Consider the following 24,360-nt stretch of genomic DNA (forward strand, 5'->3'; position numbering starts at 1 on the left):
GATTATCTGTCTATATCCGGAATTACATAATCCAGTGTTCCTCCGATAGCAATCAAGTCGGCAATCTTATTGCCTTTACAAATTGTATCGAGGGCATGCACCAGTGGAAGTCCGGTAGAACGGTAATGCAAACGGTAAGGCGTCTTGTCACCATGGCTTTCCAGCATTACACCGAATTCTCCACGGCTGGTTTCTACAGCTGCTGAGTAATTACCTTCCGGTAACTTGATGATTGGCTTGGTCTTTACACGATATTCTCCTTCCGGAATGTTGTCTATCAACTGTTCGATGATATGGCATGATTCCATAATCTCATCCATACGTACCATGTAACGTGCAAATGAGTCACCTTCCGTATAAGTGATTTCCTTGAAATCTACTTTATCGTACATGGCATAAGGATGATGTTTGCGGACATCATTTGCCCAGCCAGAAGCACGTCCGGAACCTCCTGTTACTCCCAGTGAAATGGCGTCTTCACGACTCAGCACACCGATTCCTTTCAGACGGGTAGTGGCAATCACGTTTCCTGTAAAGATATCGTGATAGTCTTTGATGACACTGCGCAAGTGCTTGATGAATTCTTTTACTTTGCGCTGGAAGTCAGGATGCAGATCAGCTTGTACACCACCAATCATATTATAGTTCTGTATCAATCGTCCGCCGGTTGTCTCTTCAAAGATATCGAGAATCATTTCACGTTCACGGAAACCATAGAAGAATGGAGTAAGTCCTCCCATATCCATTACCAGACAAGAATAGAACAGCAAGTGAGAGTCGATACGCTGAAGTTCATCCATGATGGTACGGATGTACTGCGCACGTTCTGAAATTTCGATGCCTGCTGCCTTTTCAATACACATGCACAATGCATGGCGGTTTTGATGTGCACTCAGATAATCCAGACGGTCGGTCAGCGCAAGTGTCTGCGGATAAGTCAAACTTTCGTTCATTTTTTCTATTCCACGATGGATATATCCACAGATTGGGTCTACTTTGCTGATGGTTTCACCTTCGAGTGAGGTACGCAAGCGAAGAACACCGTGAGTTGACGGGTGCTGTGGCCCGATATTGACCACAAAATCTTGTTGTCCGAAAACGATATTTTTCTTATCGGCAATGGTTCCGTCCGGATTGAGGTAATATTCATCAGTAATATCGGCATTTTCTTCGTTCTCCATATTCAGTGGATTAGAATTCATGTCGTAATCTTTACGCAACGGATAGCCTTTCCAGTCCTCGCGCAAGAACAGGCGTCGCATATCCGGGTTATTCAGGAAACGAATACCGAAGAAATCGAATACCTCGCGTTCCTTGATTTCCGCTGTTTTCCACAAGTCGCAAACCGACGGTAGATAAGGGTGTTCGCGGTCGGTTGTTGATGTCTTGAGTACGATGCGGTTGTAAGTCTTGCTTGATTCCAGATAATAAAGTGCTCCCAGACCGCTTTCCTGCCAGTCCATTCCTACAATATCTCGCAGGAAGTCCATCGGTTCGTCCTTGTCATTTCTCAAGGCTTCGGCTATTTGATGGAACGATTCTGCCGGAATGGTTATCACTTGGTCACCTTGCTCGACAATAGTGATATCGGGCACTAATCGGGAAATTTTTTCTGTTATATTCATAAATCGCTATTTTCCTATCGTTTACTATTTTTCACTCTCCTTTTGTGATTCGGGATTCTTTTCCTGACGGTTTACGCCTCCAAGGAATTTCTCTACTTTTATTTTACGCTGGAGTTGCATCATACCGTAGTAAAAAGCTTCCGGACGTGGAGGACATCCCGGAATATATACGTCGACCGGAATGATTTTATCGATACCATTAACTACGTGGTAGGACTTGATAAATGGCCCTCCTGAAATAGTACATCCACCTACGGCAATAACATATTTCGGTTCTGCCATCTGGTCGTACAGACGTTTTAGTACCGGAGCCATTTTATAAGTGATTGTTCCCAGTACCATAATCATGTCAGCCTGTCGAGGAGAGTTACGGGTTACTTCGAATCCGAAACGTGCCATATCGTAACGTGCTGCTCCCAATGCCATGAATTCGATGGCGCAGCAGCTGGTACCGAAGGTAAGCGACCAGAGTGAATTACTTCTTCCCCATTCGATAAGTTCATCGATTGTTCCGATGATGACTCCTGCACCGTCGCGGTTCAGTTCGTCTACCATGCGTTGCAAGTAGTCGTTGTTCTTGAACTCATCGTATTTCATTGAGCGGATTTGAGGTTTCTTTATTTCCATTCCAGCGCTCCTTTCCGCCAAGCATATGCCAGGCCCAATATTAATACTAATAAGAAAAATGCCACACACACCAGTGCATAGGTTCCGACTTCGTTGACTACTACTGCCCACGGAAACAAGAATACTGTTTCAATATCGAACATCAAGAACAGGATGGCAAACAGGTAATATCCTACCTTAAATTGTACCCATGACTGTCCTCGGGTCGGTATACCACATTCGTAAGGTTCTCCTTTCTGTGGATTGAACGACCGCGGTGCAATAAGCTTTGCGATTGTCATAGCGGCTACCACCAGAGCTATGGCCGTCAGAATGACGACAATTAAAAATGTGAAAAACATAAATAAAACTTTATATTGATAAATCGAACATATAACTTTTATATGGTAAAACGCTCTTTACCATATAAAGAGGAAAATGAATATTGAGTATCTCTATCGTTATAGAGAAACTAAATCAATATTTTTTCCAGTGTATAGATATAATAGGAGATTCTTTTGTTTAAAGGAGGGTGATTGAAGCATGCGAAACGTACTTGTCTGCTCACACCATATTCTATTTGGCAGAGAGGATTGGTCGCATTTCGTAATGCAGACTTAAAGTCATAAGTATTGACCTTATGAGCAATTATGGTTCTGTTTGGTATATCTGTATTGTTTTGTGTTGACAAATACTGAAGCGTTCTTTCGGATGGTTGCTGAGGTTCCTGAAGTTCGCTGTAGGTAGAATCAAATTGAAAAGAGAATTTTTTATTGTCTGTTAATGAGGGTGCATAAACAAGATTCCCTATAATCGTTATTATAAGGAAAGAAAAGAGAATTGCAATTATCCTTATTTGTTTACCCATCATTAATACCCATCTGAAAACGGCTGCAAAGATACACATTTATTTTTAGTCTTTTTAGGAGGATTGTATAAAAAAACAAAATCTCTGTTGCTTGATGTGAGGAAAATTAGGTCATTTTATAAGGACTGAAAGTTGCTGGGCCAAGTAAGAAAATATGAAGTTATTGTTGATATTTTTGTTCTATTTTTATTTTGTGCTGATAGCGAACTGTCGTACCGTAGGGTTTCCTTTGGTTGGATCTGATAAGAGTTTACTAAAAAGTCTGTTTTGACAGCGTTGGAAATGTGAGTTGTGTGTATATTTTAGGGAAATTCTTTTATAGATTCTTTCAGGCATATACAAATAAACAAGAACTATATTCCAATTCAGTATTAAAATCGGAATATAGTTCTTGTTTTGTCAGTTAAAGAATTTCTCCAGTTTCTTTATCATCATACCCAGGCAGAATACTACAACATGGTCGTTTTCCATGATCGTTGTATTACCTGTAACCAGGATACCTTCTCCGTTTCTGATAAGTCCTCCGATTGTTGCTCCTTTGGGAAGGCCTACGTCTTTCACCTGAGAACGTGTAATACGTGAACCGGCTTTAACTGTAAATTCGGCAACATCGGCATTGGCGAAGGTCAAACACTTTACATTCGAAACGTCGGCATCCAGCATCATCTGGTATATGTGACTAGCTGCGATAAATTTCTTATTGATTACCGTACCGATATCCAGACTTTCTGCCATACTGATATAGTCAATATTTTCTACTTCGGCTACTGTCTTGGTTATCCCCAAACGTTTGGCAGCCAGACAGGCAAGGATATTGGTTTCTGAGTTTCCCGTCAGTGCTACAAAGGCTTCCGTATTTTTGATGCCTTCTTCCAGAAGAAGCTCCATATCTCTTCCGTCACCATTAATAATCATAACTTTGTCATCCACTAATTCCGTCAATCGGTTACAGCGGTTGAAGTCACTTTCGATGATTTTGGTACGCATATATTCCGGCATGTATTGTACGGTTCGTACGGCAATCCGGCTACCTCCCATAATCATGACATTACGAATATCAGCTTCATTTTCTTTACCGGCTATCTTCCGGATGTAAGGAATATATTTCTTTGTAGTGGTGAAATACACGATATCGTTCAGCAGGATGGCATCATCACCTCGTGGAATAATGGTTTCGCTTCCTCGTTTGATAGCTACGATGTGAAAAGGAATATTTCTTCCTCCCAGCTCGTGAAGGGGGACATTCAGTATTTCTGCTGTTTCTCGCATTTTCGTTCCCAGTAGTACAAGTGCTCCTCCGGCAAATTCCCACCATTGGCGAATCCAGCTCATCTTGACAGCATCTACAATTTCTTTTGCTGCCAGCATTTCAGGATAAATAAGAGAGTCCACCCCCAGCTTGGCGAAAAACTCCTTATGTTTGGGAAGCAGGTATTCATAATTATTAATACGAGCTACCGTTTTTTTTGCTCCTAAGCTGGTCGCAAGCATACAAGCTGTCATGTTCCGGCTTTCGTCAGGAGTAACTGCAATGAATAGGTCGGCTCCTGCCACTCCTGCTTCTTTTAGTCCCGAAATGGAGGTCGGAGAAATGTTTACGGCCAGCAGGTCGAAGTTGCTTCCCAGCCTGCCAAGTCTTTCCTCATCGTCGTCCATTAGGATAATATCTTGTTTCTCACCCGATAAGAGTTTGGCCAAGTGTGTCCCTACAGCACCTGCGCCGGCAATGATAATCTTCATGAGTTCAGAATATGGATTAATGTATTATATATACCTGTTTGGTCTATGCCACAAATAGCATGTAAGGCGCCAACTGGACCATGTTGGATGAAATGATCCGGAATGCCCAGACGTTTGACCATCGGAGTATAGTTGTTATCTGACATAAATTCCAGAATAGCGCTGCCCATTCCTCCTTTTAGTACTCCGTCTTCTACAGTCACTATACGCGAAAATTTTTTTCCTATTTCGTGTAATAATGCTTCGTCCAAAGGTTTCAGGAAACGGAGATCGTAGTGGGCAATGCTGCATTTTTGTGTACTTTCGGCCTCGGCAATGGCTTTGGCAGCTGTATTGCCAATCGGTCCAATTGTGATGACAGCTAAATCGGAGCCGTCTTTCAACTTTCTGCCCTTTCCGACTTCTACAGCTTCCAGTGGACATTCCCAGTCTGTAAGTACCCCTCGTCCACGCGGATATCGGATGACGAACGGTCCTTGATCGGGAAGCTGAGCTGTATACATTAGCCGGCGCAGTTCTTGTTCGTTGTAAGGCGAAGCAATTGTCAGATTGGGGATAGGACGTAAATAGGCCATATCGAATACTCCGTGATGCGTTGGCCCGTCTTCTCCTACCAATCCGGCACGATCCAGACATAAAACGACATTAAGTTTCTGTATGGCGATATCGTGGATAATATTATCGTATGCTCGTTGCATGAACGACGAGTAAATATTACAGAAGGGAAGCAGTCCTTCTTTAGCCATTCCACCTGAAAACGTAACAGCATGACCTTCGGCGATGCCAACATCAAATGCTCGGTCTGGCATGGCTTTCATCAGAATATTCATAGAACATCCTGTCGGCATAGCAGGAGTTACACCGATTATTTTGTCGTTTTTCTTAGCCAGTTCCAGTAACGTCTTGCCAAATACATCCTGAAACAAAGGAGGCATTCCGCTTGTATCGCTTACAATTCGTTCCCCTGTTTCTTTATCAAATATACCGGGAGCATGCCAAATAGTAGCTGCTTCTTCGGCTGGTTTGAAACCTTTTCCTTTTACGGTATGGATATGAAGCAGTTTAGGTCCTTTCATGTCCTTTATTTCTTTCAGAACTTTAGTCAGGCCCAATACATCGTGTCCGTCTATCGGACCGAAGTAACGGATGTTCATTCCTTCAAAAATATTCTGTTGCTGGGTAAGCATCGACTTCAGGCTGTTGTTGAAACGGATCAGGCTTTTCCGACGTTCTTCATTCAGTACTCCCCATTGATGCAGCTTTCTGGAAATTTTGTACCGTAACCGGTTGTAACCTTCCGATGTTTGCAGGTTCAGTAAATATTGTTTCATTCCTCCTACACTGCGGTCGATTGCCATGTTGTTGTCATTCAGGATAATCAGTAAGTTGTTAGGAGTAGAAGAAGCATTGTTCAATCCTTCGAAGGCCAGTCCTCCACTCATAGAACCGTCTCCAATTACTGCCACGACATGGCGGTCTTCTTCACCTTTTCGGGCTGCTGCTACAGCCATACCCAAAGCTACGGAGATAGAATTTGAGGCATGTCCACAAGTAAACGTATCGTATTCGCTTTCCGCCGGTGAGGGAAAAGGACATAATCCGTTTAGCTTTCGGTTTGTACAAAAGCGATCCCGGCGTCCGGTCAGTATCTTGTGTCCGTACGCCTGATGTCCAACGTCCCATACAATACGGTCGTAGGGCGTATTAAATATATAATGAAGAGCTACCGTAAGCTCGATAACTCCCAGACTTGAGCCAAAGTGGCCAGGGTTACGTGAAAGTTCATCTATGATTTTATCTCTGAGTTCTCGGCAGACCTCAGGTAAAGACTCGACAGGAAGTTGACGCAAATCCTTCGGGCTATCTATTTTATTCAACAATTCGTAAGAAATGGGTTGTTCCATCCGATCTTTATTCAATATTAATTTCACAAAAATACGATAAATCTCTGGAATAACCTCGAAAAACGGGAGAAATGACGCTAAACGACTTAATATCAGAGTTGCTACGGTGTCAAATGATGACAAGCCGAAAAATCGGAAAACGCAAAGAAAAGCGGATTTAAGAAGAAGAATGGTTTGCAAATCATTACCCGTGAAAGAGTAAGATTTAACATATGAGAGATGCTATTGCACCGTTTGTCACCGATTTGCGTATCAAGGTCTAACTCGTTGATATTTAACTTTGCAAACAAAAAAACGAGTATGGCAAGAAGTACATTCAAAGTGCTGTTCTACGTGAACGGCAGCAAGGAGAAAGACGGTATTGTCCCCATCATGGGACGAGTGACAATCAACGGTACTGTGGCGCAGTTCAGTTGCAAGCAGACCATCCCGAAAACCCTTTGGGATGCGAAAGGCAACCGAGCCAAAGGCAAGAGTGCCGAAGCACGGAACATCAATCTGGCATTGGACAACATCAAGGCGCAAATCATCAAGCACTATCAGCGCATATCCGACCGAGAGGCATACGTAACGGCTGAAATGGTGCGCAATGCCTACCAAGGGGTAGGAAGCGAGTATGAGACACTGATAAAGGCTTTTGACAAGGATTGCGCCAACTTCCTGAAACGTGTCGGCAAAGACCGCAGCATCGGCACATACAAGGTCATGGTAAGGGCAAGGAACTATGTCGCAGCCTTTATCAAGTCATTCTACAGACGGACGGATATGTCCATGCTGGAACTTACACCCGACTTCATCAAGGAGTTTGCGGCTTATCTTACGGCTGAACGGGGACTGAAAAACGCCACCATCTGGCTGAACTGCATGTGGCTGAAAGGCGTGGTCATGCGTGCGCACTATAACGGACTGATACCGAGAAATCCGTTTGCGCAGTTCCATATCAGCCCGAATGTTAAGGAACGGGAATATCTGACAGAGGACGAAATCAAAAGAATCATGGCGCACGAGTTTGACAACCCCACCCTCGCATTGGTGCGAGACCTGTTCATTTTCGCCTGCTTCACCGCCTTGTCTTTCGTGGATATGAAAGAACTCACAACGGATGAAATAGTGGAGGTGAACGGTGAGAAATGGATATTGTCGAAACGGCACAAGACAAATGTCCCGTTCCAAGTGAAGCTGCTGGATATTCCCTTGCAGATAATCGAACGGTACAAGTATCTGTCGGAAGACAAGCTGGTTTTCGGAAAAATCAACTATTGGACGATGTGCAAACAGCTGAAAAAGGTAATGGCGGAATGCGGAATAGAGAAGCAAATCTCCTACCATTGCGCACGTCATACGTTTGGAACACTGGCTCTTAGCAAGGGGATGCCCATTGAAAGCGTGAGCCGTGTTCTGGGACACACGAACATTGTCACGACTCAAATCTATGCGAAGATAACCACACAGAAACTTGACAATGACCTGACGACGTTCGGCAACAAGCTGAACGCATCGTTCGGAAGTGTAACCCCATAACCAAGCATAGCCATGAAACGAAGCATCATCACAACGGACGGCAACGGCAACATCACCTTGCCGACCGACATTAGCGCAACCGCCATGAGCGAATGGGAACTTTGCGACCTGTTCGGAGTAACCGCCCCGACATTCCGTGCAGGGCTGAAGGCTCTTTGCAAGAGCGGAGTTTTAAGGGAATACGGGATAAGGCGAAGCATACGGGTATCCGATAATTGCAGTATGGAGGTTTACAACCTTGAAGCGATAGTTACCCTCGCTTTCCATATCGGCACATTCGGAGCGGAACGGGTACGCAATGCCGTTCTTGAAAGACTGTACCTGCGAAAAGAGAAAACAAGCATCTTCTTCTCGCTGAATACCAACGGTATATCCAAATCCGAATACTTCTCGTAGCTGAATGCCTGACATTATTCACTCGGTAAGTCAGTAATTCATTAAGTCAGTACGACAGAACGACAGACGCTCTGATTTTTTCTCCCGAAAAGCGTAATCCGACATTTGCTTTTCGGGAGTTTTTCCGTTTGCACAACCCGTTTCCTGCCCCAAACCATTGAAAGTTTTTGTTTCGGGGGCTATTTGTCACCATTCTGCCGTGTTTTGCATAACAACCTATCCGATAATTGATTATATTTTTGTAGCTGGTAATTTTCAAACTTAAAACCATTTGATTATGTCAGCTATCGAACAACAGGACAGCCACAGACCGCCATCGGATGGCGGCATGGCAAAGGAAGAATTTATCCGTGTCGGGACAACGCTCTACAAGATTGTGGAGCAACCGAGACTGAACGGAGGGTATGTGAAGAAACGCATCGCATGGAACAACGAGACCCTGCGACAGGATTACGGCAAGGATTACATCGGCAGCGTTCCCAAGTATGACGGCTTCTGCACCGTACCCGAACACATCGGCTACCGTTCCGTGGTCGGTAAGTTCCTTAACCTTTACGAACCGATAGACCACCGACCGCAGGAGGGCGATTTATCGCATATCCAATCTTTGGTACGGCACATCTTCGGGGAACAATACGAGTTGGGGATGGACTATCTGCAACTGCTCTACCTGCAACCGATTCAGAAGTTGCCTATCCTGCTGTTGGTATCGGAAGAACGCAACACAGGCAAAAGCACATTCCTGAACTTTCTGAAACTCCTCTTTCAGAACAATGTAACTTTTAACACCAACGAGGACTTCCGAAGCCAGTTCAATTCCGATTGGGCTGGCAAACTGCTCATCGTGGTGGATGAGGTGTTGCTCAACCGCAGGGAGGACAGCGAACGGTTGAAGAACCTCAGCACCACACTTTCCTACAAGGTAGAAGCCAAAGGCAAAGACCGTGACGAGATTGCGTTCTTCGCCAAATTCGTGCTGTGCTCCAACAACGAGCATCTGCCCGTAATCATAGACGCAGGGGAAACACGCTATTGGGTGCGCAAGATAGACCGCTTGCAGTCCGATGATACCGACTTCCTGCAAAAGCTGAAAGCGGAGATACCCGCCTTTCTCCATTTCCTGCAACACAGAAAACTGTTCACCGAAAAGGAAAGCCGGATGTGGTTCAACCCCACATTGCTGCATACAGAAGCCTTGCAGAAGATTATCCGCAGCAACCGTAACCGGTTGGAGATAGAGATGCACGAACTTGTCCTTGACATCATGGACAGTGTCGGCACGGATACATTCTCTTTCTGTTACAGCGACATTCTTCTTTTGCTGGTACACTCACAGGTAAAGGTGGAGAAACACCAAGTCCGAAAAGTGTTGCAGGAATGTTGGAAACTGACCCCTGCGCCAAACGGACTGACTTATACCACCTACCAGTTCAACTGCAATCGGGAGTGTCGGTATGAGCCGATAAGGAGAGTGGGACGCTTCTACACCGTCACAAGGGAGCAACTTGAATCCCTGTAATATTATCATTTTTCTGTTGAATTGTTGAATATGGGTATAAATACACTGACAATAAACGATATACATTCTCAACAAAATCTCAACAAGCCAAAAGAGAAGTTGAGAGACCACCGACACCCGTTTGTTGATTTCTCTTTTGGCGAGTGGTTTGTTGAGAAGATGTTGAGAGGTTACGAGGCTGTATATAAATATATTACATTGACAATTCATCAAATCAACAAATTTTCATCAACTTCAAAACCGTATGTAATATGACAATCCAAGATGTAAAGCAAATCAAACTGGCAGACTATCTGCAAAGTCTGGGCTATACGCCTGTAAAGCAACAAGGCAAGAACCTGTGGTATAAATCACCGCTACGGGAAGAAACGGACGCATCGTTCAAGGTAAACACCGAGCTTGAAAAATGGTACGACTTCGGCATCGGCAAAGGCGGAAACATCCTCGCATTGGCAGCGGAACTCTACCGTTCGGAAGATGTAGCCTATCTGCTGAAACGCATAGGGGAGCGGACAGCATACATCCGCCCTGCATCGTTCTCTTTTGGCAGACAGCATTCCGACAATCAGCCTTATCAGGGATTAAGGGTTGGTGAGTTGTCCTCTCCTGCTCTTATAGCCTATCTGCAAGAAAGGGGAATAAACATCGGACTTGCCAAAAGGGAATGCAGGGAGCTTCGGTTTATGAATGCCGACAAACCCTATTTTGCCATCGGCTTTCCGAACATGGCAGGAGGATATGAAGTGCGCAACAGATACTTCAAGGGATGTGTCGCCCCGAAAGACATCACCCATATCCGACAGCAGGACGGACAACGATGTATGTGTTACCTGTTCGAGGGGTTCATGGATTACCTCTCATTCCTTACCATCCGAGTAAGAAACAATCCGCAATACCCACGATTGGACACGCAGGACTATGTCATACTGAACTCCGTTTCCAATCTTGCGAAAGCGGAAAGCATATTGGAGACCTACACCCGAATCGGCTGTTTCCTTGATAACGACACGGCTGGACGGAGCACCTGCAAGAAGCTGAAAGAGAAGTTCGGGGAACGGCTGCTTGATAAGTCGCTGTACTATCGTGATTATAAGGACTTGAACGACTACCTGTGCGGTAAGCCCTTGTCCCAATCGGCAGAGCCGATAAAGGAGAAAAAGCAAGTCCAATCCGAAAGACGGATGATGCAGCCACCGAAAAAGAAAGGGGGATTTCATCTGTAATATGCACGTCCGCTCTCCCAAGGTATTTAGACAGAAATACCATAGCTCAATAGGGCGTTTTCTTCACGCATTACTCCGTAACGCTAAAAACACCCTATCGAGCCAAAGGGAAATCCCTTTGGAAACCCTGTGCAAACGAGAGCAGAAGCCAAACTCGTTTGGATTATGCCGAGTGCAGCAATGGTTCATTTGCATAATAAACCCTGTGAGCCGATGTCACAGGCAGAGAGAAGAGACATAACGATAACCGCAAAAATAGAAATAATATGGGATATTTTTCATTGGACATAAAGAAAGCAAAGGGTACATCGGACACCACGCAGTCCGACCATATAGAGAGAAAGATAATACCTAAAAACGCCGACCCGACAAGAACGCATCTGAACAGGGTGCTTGTCGAATACCCCAATGGCGTTCACGGCAGGGATGAAGCGATTGCCCACAGGCTGAACACGGCAGGCATCAGACGGAAAATCACACACGACCAAGTCCGTGTCGTTCGGGTGGTCTTGTCGGGTACGCACGAGGACATGATGAACATACAGGAAAAAGGAGAACTCGATGAATGGTGCAGCGACAGCATCCAATGGCTGCAAGCCACATTCGGCAAAGACAATGTGGTTGCCGCACATCTACACATGGACGAGAAGACTCCGCACATCCACGCAGCCGTTGTTCCCATCGTGACGGGTGAAAGGCGCAAAGCCAAGAAAGAACAGGCTGATGGCAAGCGCAAGTACCGCAAGAAAACAAATTCCGTCCGTTTGTGTGCCGATGACCTGTTCAACCGCCAGACCCTGGTCGCCTACCACGACAATTACGCAAGGGTGATGGCGAAATACGGATTGCAGCGTGGGGTACGGGGTTCGGAAGCACGGCACACCACCACCATGCAGTATTATAGGGACTTGAAAAAGAAGAATGAAGTCCTCGAAACTGAAACCAGACTGTTGCAGGAGAAGAAAGCCAAGGCGCAGGAGGAACTGAAGCAGGTGAAAGCGGAAATCCGTACCGACAAGCTCAAAAGCGCAGCCACCGATACGGCAACCGCCCTTGCAAGCAGTGTGGGCTCTCTTTTCGGAAGTGGAAAGATGAAATCGTTGGAACGCAGGAACGAGGACTTGCAAGACCGCATCCTTGAACTTGAAGACGAAGCCCGACAACGGGAACGGCAACAAGCCAAGCAGATACAGGAGATAAGAAACGCTTACGAGCAACAGCACCGCAAGCTGTCGGAGTTTGCGGATTTTGTCAGACGCTACTTTCCGTATGTGGAGAAGCTGATGCCCGTGATAAGTTTCCTGCGTGAACGTTTGGGCTTTAATGACGGGATAATCAGAAGACTGTGCGAGTTCAAGGAGGTCGGGATAAAAGGCGAACTCTATTCTTCCGAATTTAACCGAAGTTTTGATACCCGACACTCCGTCTGCTCCATCAAACAGGATGAAAACGGTAAATTCGATTTCAAGATAGACGGGGTTTCACACGTGAGCTGGTTCAGAAAGAAGATGAATGAGTTCAGAGAAGCTATCGGAATACCGAAGCCAAGACAGAATAGAAGTATGAAACTGTAAATCAAAAAAATCCGTGATAGTAGAATGGTATATCACGGATTTTTCATACTTTTGTATTGGATTGAGGCAACTCTTTCCAAGACATACGAAAAAAAGAAGAAGCGTTATGCTTATCTTGTACTTGAAAACGTAGGAAATTTTCAATTAGATGCAAGGATAGCATAGTGGTTCTCACGCATATAGCGTGGGCTGCTATTGTTACATCTGCATCTATGGTTTCCTACGACCTTCAAGTAAAGAATGTGGCATACAGTTCCACGCTTCTTTAATAGGTTAAATTCCTTTGGGAACTGGAGATTAAAAAAATGTAGTGTATGAGCGTAATAAAAAAATGGTTATTAGCTATTTGTGCCATTATATTAATGAATGGATGTGCACCACTTCGAATGCCTGTAATAGTGAGGAATGCTCCTATTGAAATGTATAAATACGCATACATTTCCCCAACAAAGGAATTGACATCAAGCACAGGAGGTACATATGGTGGGCAATACGGTATCTATGGTTCTTCAACCACCAAAAGTGTTAATCCAAGTGATGTAATAGCAGGAATACTAATAAAAGAAGGATATATCATATTACCCGAACTTAAACCCGAATTATCTAATGAAACTCTAATCGTCAATTATGGTGAGAGTGGCAGGCGTAATAGAGGTTTAGGTTACACAATAGAAGTAACTATACAGTTTAGCTCTGCAAAAACTAATGAAATGATATGTTCTTGTACAGCAGAAGGACAAGGCGAAACAGAAGCTGATGATATCCGTCAAGCCATTAGAAGAGCCTTAACAAGTTTATTCCCTGAGAAATAACCCAATAATACGACAGATTATGAAAAAGTTTTTAGTATTATCCGCTTTAGTTATAACTTCTTGTACACTCTCTAACGAGGAAAAAGCTGAGAAATTGGTTAAAGAGACGCTTAAAGACTATCTCTATCACCCTGATTCTTATGAGCCAATATCAACAAGAGTTGATAGTATGTTTATTGATGTAACTACTATCGAGCCTATTATGAAAATTAGCGATGAAATCAAGAATTTGATATCTAAAATAAATCGCTGTGAGAGAAAAATTGAATCAGCAGAATCTTCTATGGATATTTTTGCCCCCAATGGTTATTCTTCTCAATACTCTCGTGGAGAGTATTCACGAGCAAAAAAAGAAAAGGAAGAAGCCAAATCTGATTTGAACAAATACACCAAGAAACTTTCAGAACAACTTGCTTTTCTAAAAGAAAATGTCGCTAAATATCACAAAGGAGAATTTACAGGTTGGGCAGTAAGCCATAGATTTAGGAGTCTTAATGGAGCAGGCTCAATGACCATTCCGGGAGAAATGATTTTCTTTTGCGATGAAGAATTTACAACTTGTGGGGGTTATGAAACAGATAAGTTTGAGGACTTCGTAAAAATTTTAAACGCAGTAGATGAAGCAACTTCGGATGAAGATGTAATAGATTATTTTAAAGAAAATAATTTTTTGCTATAAATTCCGTATTTCCGTAGTACGCTAATTTTTATGCAAAGCAAATATTATCAACTGCTTTTTTTTAATATGCAATGGGCGTTTATTTTGGTTATTTGTATAATTGCTATTTCGGTTATTGTAATAGCGATGGTACGAACACGCCTAAAAAACAAATCCAAAGAGCTTGCAGAAAAGCTAAACCATATATCTGCATATAGCGAGAAATCAAATTATGAGCAAGCAAGAGAGAGATTATCGGCTCTTAATGAGAGGGCGTTTATAGATATTCCCTCAGACTTGAATAATGGCTTTTCTGGCAGGGTAATCTCCGCAACGCAAGAAAAAAATTTCATCAATCATTATAAGGTACATTTCCAAGAGGCATATTCACTTCTGAAGAAACTTGAAGCCTTTAACATCACTCCATCAGAAACCATATCCAAATTCATTAACGACTTTGGAAGAATCAACAAACTTGTAAAACAACATAATGATGGTGTTATAACCTTTCTACTTGACACGCACAGGGACTTTTTCGACCATTGCCTAAAATACCCATTAGACAAGCAACAAAGACGCTCAATAGTTTCAGAAGAGGATAATTGTTTAGTAGTCAGCAGTGCAGGTAGTGGTAAAACCTCTTCAATTGTCGGTAAGGTTAAATATCTCACCGAAATCAAGGGTATCGCACCTGAAAGAATTTTACTTATCAGTTATACCAACAAAGCAGCAGCCGAACTAACCGAAAGAATGGCGACCAATGGATTGAAAGGTTACACATTCCATAAGTTAGCCATTGATATTATAGGCAAAACAACAGGCACAAAACCATCGATTTGCGACAATACAGATTCATTGTTTGTTAATATATATCACAAATTGTTAGATAAATCGTCTTTCAAAAAAAGTATAGTGGAATACTTTGTTGATTACCAAACGAATGAAGCCGATTGGGAACAACGCAAGAATGAAAGACGAGAGCAATTATCAGAGCAAAAGAATGTGCAGCTAAAGGCGATGTTCCCCGATATGGACGGCAGAGCCATATATGTGAGAAGTGAACAAGAACAAAAAATATGCTTTGCTTTGTCCTCGCTGGGAGTGAAATTCAGATATGAAGAACCATACGAACATCAATTAGCAGATGAGATGCACTCACAATATCGTCCCGACTTCTCAATATATTTTAAGCAAGGAGGAGTAACCAAACGCATCTATCTTGAACATTTCGGAGTTGATGAACACGGGCTTGTTCCTGCTTGGTTCGCAAAAGACAAGGGTATAACCTACGAAGAAGCCAATCAGAAATACAATGATGGTATAACTTGGAAAAAAGCGGCTCACGAGAAATTTGGTACACAACTTTTAGTGACATCAAGTGCAGATTTCCATTATTCTGATATTAGGGATAAACTCCGTAAACTATTAGCTGAAGCAGGTGTACCAATTCAAGAAAAGACCGATGAGGAGTTATACGATTTAGTACTACCCAAAGGTAGCAAGCAGGAAAAGGCGTTTATACGACTTGTTGTTACTTTCGTTACATTGGTAAAATCAAGTTGTAAATCAGTTAAAGAGGTTTTGAAACAAGCCAAAAATGCAGATGATGAACGAAGTGTGTTTATCATCAAGAATATATTTCAACCTGTATATGAACACTACATAAATGCGTTAAGCGATAGTGACCAAATTGATTTTACCGATGCTATTCTTCAAGCCACTGAGATATGTCGTACTTCACACCCTGTTGAATATGATTATATCATAGTGGATGAGTTTCAAGATATTTCTGTTGACCGTTACAACTTCTTGAAAGTATTGCGAGAGGGTAATCCTCCTGCAAAGTTGTATTGTGTGGGTGATGATTGGCAGTCTATTTATCGTTTTTCGGGAAGTGATATGGCTCTATTCAATCAATTCCCCGAATATTTTGGAGCAACGGAGATAAACAAGATTGAAACTACATACAGGTTTGGAGAGCCTTTGGTTTCTTTATCGTCGAACTTTATACAACGCAATAAAGCCCAAATACAAAAGAATATCCATTCGTTCAGCTCAGAAATGAGAACCGAGTTGGAATTCTATGCTTATGATAGACGAGATTACTGCAATACGATAGGGCAACTTGTGGCTTCTATTCCATCGGATAAATCAATATTCCTATTGGGGCGTTACTCTTTTGATGATTACTACCTCTCTTTTATGTACCAATCAATTAAAGAGGGTAATAGATTCTACTATGTGATAGGAGGACGAAAAATAGAGTTTTTAACCGTACATAAGTCAAAAGGTCTTGAAGCGAATTATGTAATACTCTTACAATGCAATAAAGATACATACGGTTTCCCATCACAGGTGAGTGACGACCCTGTGCTTAACTATGTGCTCACTAAGAGCGACCAATTCCCATACGGAGAAGAAAGAAGATTATTCTATGTTGCAATAACAAGGGCTAAGATAAAAACGCTTGTATTATACGATAAGCGTTTCCCGTCTGTATTTGTGGATGAATTCTTGCACCCCGAAAAGGTGTCAGAAGAAAGCTATGTAAAGCACCCTAACGCCAATAAAAGATGGACAAGAAGAGCAGACCAATTTTTATTGAAACTGCACAATGAAGGTAAGAGTGTCAAATATATTGCAAACAAAATGGGTAGAAGTCAAACTTCGATTGTAATGCGATTAAACAAACTAAACAAATAGTCGAACTTTTTCTTTGATGTACCTTGTGTGCATCGGACTATTCTATTATTTTTGTACACAGAAACGAGTTACTTGAAAGCAATTCAAGGTAGAACGCAGCAGATTGTACCGTTGCCAAGTCGTTACCTCAAAAACGGGTAATTATCCCAAAGTCCTTTGTATAAGGTACTAACAGAAGTTTTCCAGAATTACGTAAAATATGTGTATTGTGTTTACATTTGCACAAAAAATAATGAACAGTGTGTGCATATGGAGTTTAGAACGAAAGTAGAATTGCCTGTTGGACAAGGAGAAATTCGTCATTCGGATTCAATTTCGTTATGGGGATCTTGTTTCGCTGAAAATATAGGGAAACTGTTGTCTGATAATAAGTTCGATTGTGATGTCAATCCTTTTGGTGTCTTATATAATCCCCTGTCAATAGCAAAATCTATGTCTATATTGCTTGATGGCAAAACGTATCATGAGGAAGATTTACGTTTTGACAAAGGGATATGGTACAGTTTGATGCATCATAGTTCGTTCTCTTCGACAGACCAGTCGGAATGTCTGGAAAAAATAAACCTCCGCATCGTGAAAGGTAGAGAAATGCTTGGAAAAGCCCGATGGATTATTTTTACGTGGGGAACGGCACGTGTGTACGAATGGAAGGAAACAGGCGAGATTGTTGGCAATTGCCATAAGTTACCCGACCGACTGTTCACGCGTAGGTTACTGGGAGTGGAAGAGGTTGTATCGGTTTTTGGTTCCTTGCTTAAGAAAATACATCTGATAAATCCGGATGCGCAATTTCTGTTTACAGTTAGTCCGATACGGCATGCCAAAGATGGTATGCACGGCAATCAACTGAATAAGGCTGTATTACTGTTGGCCATCGAAAAGTTATGTCGGGAAATTCCATCGTGCCATTATTTCCCTTCGTACGAGATTATGTTAGATGAATTGCGTGATTACCGTTTTTATGCCGACGATATGCTTCATCCTACTCCACTTGCCGTAAATTATATATGGGAGTGTTTTTGTAGCAGCTTCTTTACGGCAGATACATTACGTATAATGAAAGACTGGCAAGAAATAAGAAAAGCTCTCGAACATCGTCCATTTGATGCTAAATCGGAAGCTTATTATACTTTTCTAAGTCAAATTATGTTAAAGATAGAAAGGTTAAAAGAAAAATTCCCGTACTTAGACGTACAAAATGAAATAGCATTATGTCAAACTCGATTGAAGAAATAACCTCCGTCATCGGAGCTAACAGAATAGGAAGTCATGCGGCGAGCATTGACTGGATTCTTACAGACAGCCGCTCCTTATGCTTTCCTGAGGAAACTTTGTTTTTCGCTCTGAAGACAAAACGTAACGACGGACACAAATATATACCGGAACTTTATGCCAGAGGTGTAAGGAATTTTGTGGTAACTGATGTCCCGGAAGATCTTTCTCATTACTCTGATGCTAACTTCCTGCAAGTAGCCAATACGCTGAAGGCTTTGCAGCGTCTGGCAGCCAAACACCGGGAACAATATCAGGTACCTGTTGTAGGAATTACAGGTAGTAACGGAAAGACGGTTGTAAAAGAATGGATTTATCAGTTGCTAAGTCCGGAAAAAGTAATAACTCGTTCTCCACGAAGCTATAATTCGCAGATAGGTGTTCCATTGTCCGTATGGATGATGAACGAACATACCGAGCTTGGCATTTTCGAGGCTGGTATTTCTGAAATGGGAGAAATGGAGGCCTTGCAACCTATTATACAACCTACGATTGGTGTACTGACCAATATAGGAGGGGCACATCAGGAGAATTTTACTTCATTGCAGGATAAATGTATGGAGAAACTCCAACTGTTTAAGGACTGTGATGTGATTATATACAATGGCGACAATGAACTGATAAGCAATTGTGTTTCGAAATCGCTGTTGACTTCTCGTGAAATAGCATGGTCGACGAAGGATAATGAGCGTCCGTTATTTATCGAAAAGATAGAGAAAGACAATGAAGGAACTACCATTAAATATCGTTATTTGGGTTTTCTGAAAGAATATCGTATACCGTTCATCGATGATGCTTCTATTGAAAACTCCTTGAATGCTCTTGCTGTGGCATTGTATCTGATGGTGTCTCCCGAAGATATAGCCGAACGTATGGCGCATCTGGAGCCGGTTGCCATGCGTCTGGAGGTAAAAGAGGGGAAAAATGGCTGTGTCTTGATAAACGACAGTTATAATTCTGATTTTGCTTCTCTCGACATCGCTCTCGACTTTATGGCACGCCGCACGGAGGACAAAGCACGTCGGCGTACACTTATCTTGTCGGATATACTGGAAAGCGGGCAGCCCAGTAAGCTTCTTTACCGTCAGGTTGCCGATTTGGTACACAGCCGTAAGGTGGACCGTATTATTGGGGTGGGAGAAGAAATCTCTGCCGCTGCTCCTCGTTTTGAAATAGAAAAGCAGTTTTTCCGTACTACTGCCGAACTGATAGAATCGGGTATACTTAACTCATTGCGTAACGAAGTTGTATTGATAAAAGGTGCACGTGCCTTTCATTTTGATGATATAACCGATTTGCTGGAACTGAAGGTGCATGAAACGATTCTTGAAATTAATCTGGAAGCACTTGTCGCTAACCTGAATCATTACCGTAACAAGCTGAAACCGGATACCAAAATGGTATGTATGGTGAAAGCTTCTGCCTATGGTGCCGGTTCGTTTGAAGTAGCAAAGACCCTGGAGGACCATCGGGTAGATTATCTTGCCGTAGCAGTTGCCGATGAAGGTGCTGATTTACGTAAGGCAGGAATCAATAGTTCCATCATTATCATGAATCCAGAACTGACTGCATTCAAGACAATGTTCGACTACAAGCTGGAACCGGAAGTATATAGTTTTCATTTGCTCGAAGAGCTGATAAAGGCAGCCGGACGTGAGGGTGTTTCCAATTTCCCGATACACATCAAGATTGATACCGGTATGCACCGGTTGGGCTTTGCTCCTGAAGAAGTACCTTATCTGGTAGACCGTTTGCATCGTCAGTCGGCAGTAATACCTCGTTCTGTATTCTCTCATTTGGTAGGAAGTGATGCAGAGCGATTTGACTCTTTTACGCGTCGTCAGATTGAAACATTCGAGGCTGCGGCTGCCGAACTTCAGGCTGGATTCAATCATAAGATTTTACGTCATATTTGCAATACAGCAGGTATTGAACGTTATCCGGGAGCACAATTCGATATGGTACGTTTAGGCATCGGATTGTATGGCATTGATCCTTTTACAAATAAAATTCTGCATAATGTCGGGACGCTGAAGACCACCATTTTACAAATACATAATGTGCCTGCTGATGAAACGGTGGGTTACAGTCGAAAGGGAGTACTGAACCGTGATTCAAGGATAGCTGCCATTCCTATCGGATATGCCGACGGATTGAACCGTCATTTAGGCAACGGTAATGCTTACTGTCTGGTAAACGGTCAGAAAGCACCTTATGTAGGTAATATTTGTATGGATGTTTGTATGATTGATGTAACTGACATCGATTGTAAGGAAGGCGACAAAGCCATTATCTTTGGCGATGATCTTCCGGTTACTGTGCTTGCCGATAAACTTAATACAATTCCTTATGAGATATTGACCAGCGTTTCTAATCGTGTAAAGCGTGTCTATTATCAGAATTGATTCATACAGAATAGTTTAAAGATATATTCATTCATTAAAAAATCCTTGTATACACTTTTGAATATGAGGATTTTTCTTTTTGAAAATAGGTCAGTTATTGCACTTCAAAGCTTAAAAAGTAAACAGTTTTGTCAGTCCTTTAAGCTATTTTTGTTATCAGTAAAAGTTTGTTTAATTGAACAATTGCATGATAATAATATGAAAAACGTAAAATCTTTATTCCTGAAAGGGGCATTTGTCTGTTCGCTGATGTTTGCGGCATTGCCTTTACATTCCGAGAACTATCCTTATCGTAGTGATGTACTATGGGTAACTGTACCCGATCATGCCAACTGGTTGTATAAGACAGGAGAAAAGGCTGAGGTGGAAATTCAATTCTATAAGTACGGTATTCCTCAGGATGGTCTGGAAGTGAAATATGAACTGGGAGGTGATATGATGCCTGCCGATAAGACCGGTTCGGTGAAATTGAAGAATGGTCGGGCAGTAATTGATATGGGAACAATGAAAGTCCCCGGATTCCGTGACTGCCGTCTGGTGGCTGTCGTAGATGGAAAGGTTTATAAGCATCATGTGAAGGTTGGTTTTTCACCCGAGAAATTACAGCCTTATACACAGCTTCCGGCTGATTTTAACCAGTTCTGGGAGAAGAATCTGGCAGATGCAGCCCGTTGCCCGATGAAATATACTATCGAGCCGGCTCCTGAATATGCCACGGAGAAAGCCGATTGTTACCTGGTCAAGCTACAATGTTTCCGTCCGGGTTCGTATATCTACGGTTATCTCACTCGCCCGAAGGCACCGGGAAAGTATCCGGTTGTGCTTTGTCCGCCGGGGGCAGGTATAAAGACAATCAAGGAACCCAAGCGGCATATCTATTATGCAGAGGAAGGATGTATCCGGTTTGAAATGGAGATTCACGGTCTAAATCCAGAAATGTCTGCTGAGGAGTTTAAGGAAATATCTTCGGCTTTTGGAAACTACCTGACTAACGGACTCGATAATCGTGATAATTATTATATGAAGAAAGTTTATATGAGCTGTATACGTGCTATCGATTTTCTTACTTCACAGTCGGACTGGGACGGAAAGAATGTGATCGTTCAGGGAGGAAGTCAAGGTGGAGCACTTGCCCTTGTTACCGCAGGATTGGATAAACGGGTAACGGCTTGTGTTGCGAATCACCCGGCATTGAGTGACATGGCTGGATATAAAGCCGGACGTGCCGGAGGATATCCGCATTTCTTCAAAAATTATCAGGGAATGGATACCCCCGAAAAGATTAATACTATGGCATATTATGATGTAGTTAACTTTGCCCGCCAGATAAATATTCCGGTATATATTACGTGGGGATACAATGATAACACGTGTCCACCCACTACCAGTTATATTGTTTATAATGTATTGAGCTGTCCGAAGGAAACGCTTATTACACCGATAAACGAACATTGGACTTCCGATGATACGGAATACGGACAATTGAAATGGATTCAGAAGCATCTTAAATGATACCGTATTGGTGGAAATGCTTTCAGACTTTATCAGGGAGTAATATCATCGATAAATGTTAGCTGAGGTTGGGATTCCCTTGTTTCTTGTCTTGGGGTGGAGAAACTGACAGGCAGAGGCAAGGGAATCTGTTGTGTTGTCTTGAAAAAAACGTGTGCGGGTTTTCCTGATGTTTTGTACAAAAAAAATTGGATTTTGTACAAAAGGGAAAAATGTTTGTACAAATTTTGCCTGAAATCTCGTCTTGTCTGAAACGAAAGAGCAATAAAAATCCCCTTTACATTCTTGACGATTTTGAATGTAAAGGGGGAGAAGAGTTATTTAAACTCGTGTAGGGTGTATTATACCTTAACCAGTTTGTATTTAGGTACTAATATTTTCATGATGATCCATCCGATGAGATAAGCTACTGCACAGATACTGAAAATAATGAAATAGCCGGCAGCTTTACCTTCGAATCCCATGAACGTCATGTTTGTTTCGGCAGCATAGTCGAACAGACGTCCTGATCCCATGTTGATAAAGAAAGAACCGATACCTCCTGCCATACCACCAATTCCGATGATAGTTGCAATAGTACTCTTAGGGAACATATCACCAACTACCGAATAGATGTTGGCCGACCACGACTGATGTGCGGCTCCTGCAATACCGATAATGATAATCGGATACCAATATGAGTAATTGCCTAATGGTTGGGCGAATAGTGCCAGAAGTGGGAACAGGGCAAAAATAAACATGGCCTGCATGCGTGCTACATAAGGATTCTTGCCGGTCTTGTTGATGATAATAGTCGGTAGTTTTCCTCCATAGATTGAGAGCATCGTAATAGCATATAAGACGAATATCAGCATTTGGGCAGTTGGTGTATCGGAAGAGAAACCATATACATCCGAAATATATGCCGGTGTCCAGAATAAGTAGAACCACCATACTCCGTCGGTCATGAACTTACCAAAGAATACAGCCCATGTCTGGGGAAATTTAAAGCATTGCAGAAATGATATCTTTTGGTTATCAAAATCACTGTTTGCTGTTTGTGAGTTTGTATTGTCGGTATCAGTAGTGTGGTTGTCCTGCTCAATATATGCCAGTTCGGCAGCATTAACATGCGGATTAGCGTGCGGTTTTTTATAAAGGAACATCCACAATCCCATCCAGATAAAGCCCAGTCCACCGATGACAACGAATGCCATTTCCCATCCGTTTCCAACGCCTATGCTTTGGAAGTAACGTGCCAAAGGAGGTATGCTGACAGGCGCAATCAAAGCTCCTATGGTAGAGCCGGCATTGAAGATGGAAGTTGAAAATGCGCGGTCCTTTTTAGGGAAATATTCGGCCGTGACTTTGATGGCAGCGGGGAAGTTTCCTGCTTCGCCTGCTCCTAAAACGATACGGGCTGCGATGAAGTAATAAACGCTGGTGATGGCAATGGTTGAGGCTACGGCTCCTGTAGCAGAAAGCATGTCACTTGCGTTGTGAGCACCGATAGTCATTTCGGTAGCCCATCCGCATAATGCATGAAGGCAGGCTCCTGCCGACCAGATAAAGATAGACCAAAGGTATCCTTTTTTAGTGCCCATCCAGTCGATAAAGCGTCCGGCAAAAAGGTTGGCAATAGCATATACAATTGAAAATATAGCTGTGATATCTCCGTAGTTGGAGTCAGTCCAGTGGAACTCTGGAGCGATAAAGTCCTTCCACGTCAGCGAAAGAACTTGTCGGTCAAGGTAGTTTACGGTAGTTGCAAAAAATAACATTCCACAGATTACCCATCTGAAGTTTGTCATTTTCTCTTCTACTTTTTGAAATGTATTCATGGTATGATATTTAAAATGTAGTTTTTCGTTGAGGAATCTTACAGCTTGTACTCTTTTTCTTTTTATGATTCCTTCTGTTTTTACTTCTTTATATTTATACTAATAAATAAATTGTCACCCCGAATGTTACAACTTTTCTTGAAAAAGGAAGATTGCAATATTCGGTGCGGCAATTAGGTGCTTTTAGTGAGATATCCTGATT

At 42.6% G+C, this 24,360-nt stretch carries 17 protein-coding genes; 11 read left to right on the forward strand and 6 right to left on the reverse strand.

The window, feature by feature from the left end; genetic code table 11:
- Positions 1 to 2 precede the first annotated feature (2 nt).
- The 5 genes from WKT12_RS13020 to dxs form a co-directional block, all read right to left on the reverse strand.
- Positions 3 to 1,625, reverse strand: a complete 1,623-nt coding sequence (locus tag WKT12_RS13020; protein ID WP_340319955.1) for an NADH-quinone oxidoreductase subunit C — start codon at positions 1,623 to 1,625, stop codon at positions 3 to 5.
- A 24-nt stretch (positions 1,626 to 1,649) separates the two neighbouring features.
- Positions 1,650 to 2,252 (reverse strand): NADH-quinone oxidoreductase subunit B, encoded by a 603-nt coding sequence (locus tag WKT12_RS13025; protein WP_340319956.1) that lies wholly within the window; start codon positions 2,250 to 2,252, stop codon positions 1,650 to 1,652.
- Entirely contained in the window at positions 2,243 to 2,593 is a 351-nt protein-coding gene (locus tag WKT12_RS13030; protein ID WP_022232880.1) for an NADH-quinone oxidoreductase subunit A, read from the reverse strand. The genes WKT12_RS13025 and WKT12_RS13030 overlap by 10 nt, the downstream gene beginning before the upstream one ends.
- Positions 2,594 to 3,498: 905 nt before the next feature.
- Complete coding sequence (gene trkA / locus WKT12_RS13035) at positions 3,499 to 4,839, reverse strand: Trk system potassium transporter TrkA (protein WP_340319958.1); 1,341 nt, start codon at positions 4,837 to 4,839, stop codon at positions 3,499 to 3,501.
- Complete coding sequence (gene dxs / locus WKT12_RS13040; protein ID WP_340319959.1) at positions 4,836 to 6,743, reverse strand: 1-deoxy-D-xylulose-5-phosphate synthase; 1,908 nt, start codon at positions 6,741 to 6,743, stop codon at positions 4,836 to 4,838. The genes trkA and dxs overlap by 4 nt, the downstream gene beginning before the upstream one ends.
- A 300-nt stretch (positions 6,744 to 7,043) precedes the next feature.
- On the opposite strand from dxs, the gene WKT12_RS13045 reads away from it, so the two are divergent.
- The 11 genes from WKT12_RS13045 to WKT12_RS13095 all read left to right on the forward strand — a co-directional run bounded on the left by WKT12_RS13045 (position 7,044) and on the right by WKT12_RS13095 (position 22,338).
- Complete coding sequence (locus WKT12_RS13045) at positions 7,044 to 8,264, forward strand: tyrosine-type recombinase/integrase (RefSeq protein ID WP_152276116.1); 1,221 nt, start codon at positions 7,044 to 7,046, stop codon at positions 8,262 to 8,264.
- A gap of 12 nt (positions 8,265 to 8,276) precedes the next feature.
- Positions 8,277 to 8,660, forward strand: coding sequence for a hypothetical protein (locus tag WKT12_RS13050; protein WP_195592547.1), 384 nt, complete (start codon positions 8,277 to 8,279; stop codon positions 8,658 to 8,660).
- 277 nt (positions 8,661 to 8,937) lie between these two features.
- Positions 8,938 to 10,179, forward strand: coding sequence for a primase-helicase family protein (locus WKT12_RS13055; RefSeq protein ID WP_340319960.1), 1,242 nt, complete (start codon positions 8,938 to 8,940; stop codon positions 10,177 to 10,179).
- Positions 10,180 to 10,430: 251 nt separating this feature from the next.
- Positions 10,431 to 11,402 carry a toprim domain-containing protein gene (locus WKT12_RS13060; protein WP_014775340.1) on the forward strand — a complete coding sequence of 324 codons (972 nt, stop codon included), beginning with the start codon at positions 10,431 to 10,433 and terminating at the stop codon, positions 11,400 to 11,402.
- A 266-nt stretch (positions 11,403 to 11,668) separates the two neighbouring features.
- Positions 11,669 to 12,976, forward strand: a complete 1,308-nt coding sequence (mobV, locus tag WKT12_RS13065) for a MobV family relaxase (RefSeq protein ID WP_014775341.1) — start codon at positions 11,669 to 11,671, stop codon at positions 12,974 to 12,976.
- 314 nt (positions 12,977 to 13,290) lie between these two features.
- Positions 13,291 to 13,788, forward strand: a complete 498-nt coding sequence (locus WKT12_RS13070; protein ID WP_005941195.1) for a hypothetical protein — start codon at positions 13,291 to 13,293, stop codon at positions 13,786 to 13,788.
- A gap of 19 nt (positions 13,789 to 13,807) precedes the next feature.
- Positions 13,808 to 14,467: a hypothetical protein gene (locus tag WKT12_RS13075; RefSeq protein ID WP_005941197.1), complete on the forward strand. Its 660-nt coding sequence runs from the start codon at positions 13,808 to 13,810 to the stop codon at positions 14,465 to 14,467.
- 66 nt (positions 14,468 to 14,533) lie between these two features.
- Positions 14,534 to 17,149, forward strand: coding sequence for a UvrD-helicase domain-containing protein (locus tag WKT12_RS13080; RefSeq protein ID WP_014775343.1), 2,616 nt, complete (start codon positions 14,534 to 14,536; stop codon positions 17,147 to 17,149).
- Between the two features lie 249 nt (positions 17,150 to 17,398).
- Positions 17,399 to 18,385 (forward strand): GSCFA domain-containing protein, encoded by a 987-nt coding sequence (locus tag WKT12_RS13085; RefSeq protein ID WP_340319961.1) that lies wholly within the window; start codon positions 17,399 to 17,401, stop codon positions 18,383 to 18,385.
- Positions 18,361 to 20,826, forward strand: a complete 2,466-nt coding sequence (locus WKT12_RS13090; RefSeq protein WP_340319962.1) for a bifunctional UDP-N-acetylmuramoyl-tripeptide:D-alanyl-D-alanine ligase/alanine racemase — start codon at positions 18,361 to 18,363, stop codon at positions 20,824 to 20,826. The genes WKT12_RS13085 and WKT12_RS13090 overlap by 25 nt, the downstream gene beginning before the upstream one ends.
- A gap of 249 nt (positions 20,827 to 21,075) precedes the next feature.
- Positions 21,076 to 22,338: an acetylxylan esterase gene (locus tag WKT12_RS13095; protein WP_340319965.1), complete on the forward strand. Its 1,263-nt coding sequence runs from the start codon at positions 21,076 to 21,078 to the stop codon at positions 22,336 to 22,338.
- 341 nt (positions 22,339 to 22,679) lie between these two features.
- Here the strand turns inward: WKT12_RS13095 and WKT12_RS13100 are convergent, their stop codons facing one another.
- Entirely contained in the window at positions 22,680 to 24,158 is a 1,479-nt protein-coding gene (locus WKT12_RS13100; RefSeq protein ID WP_340319963.1) for an MFS transporter, read from the reverse strand.
- Positions 24,159 to 24,360 lie beyond the last annotated feature (202 nt).

Source organism: Phocaeicola sp. HCN-6420, from assembly GCF_037890145.1.
Lineage (GTDB): Bacteria > Bacteroidota > Bacteroidia > Bacteroidales > Bacteroidaceae > Phocaeicola.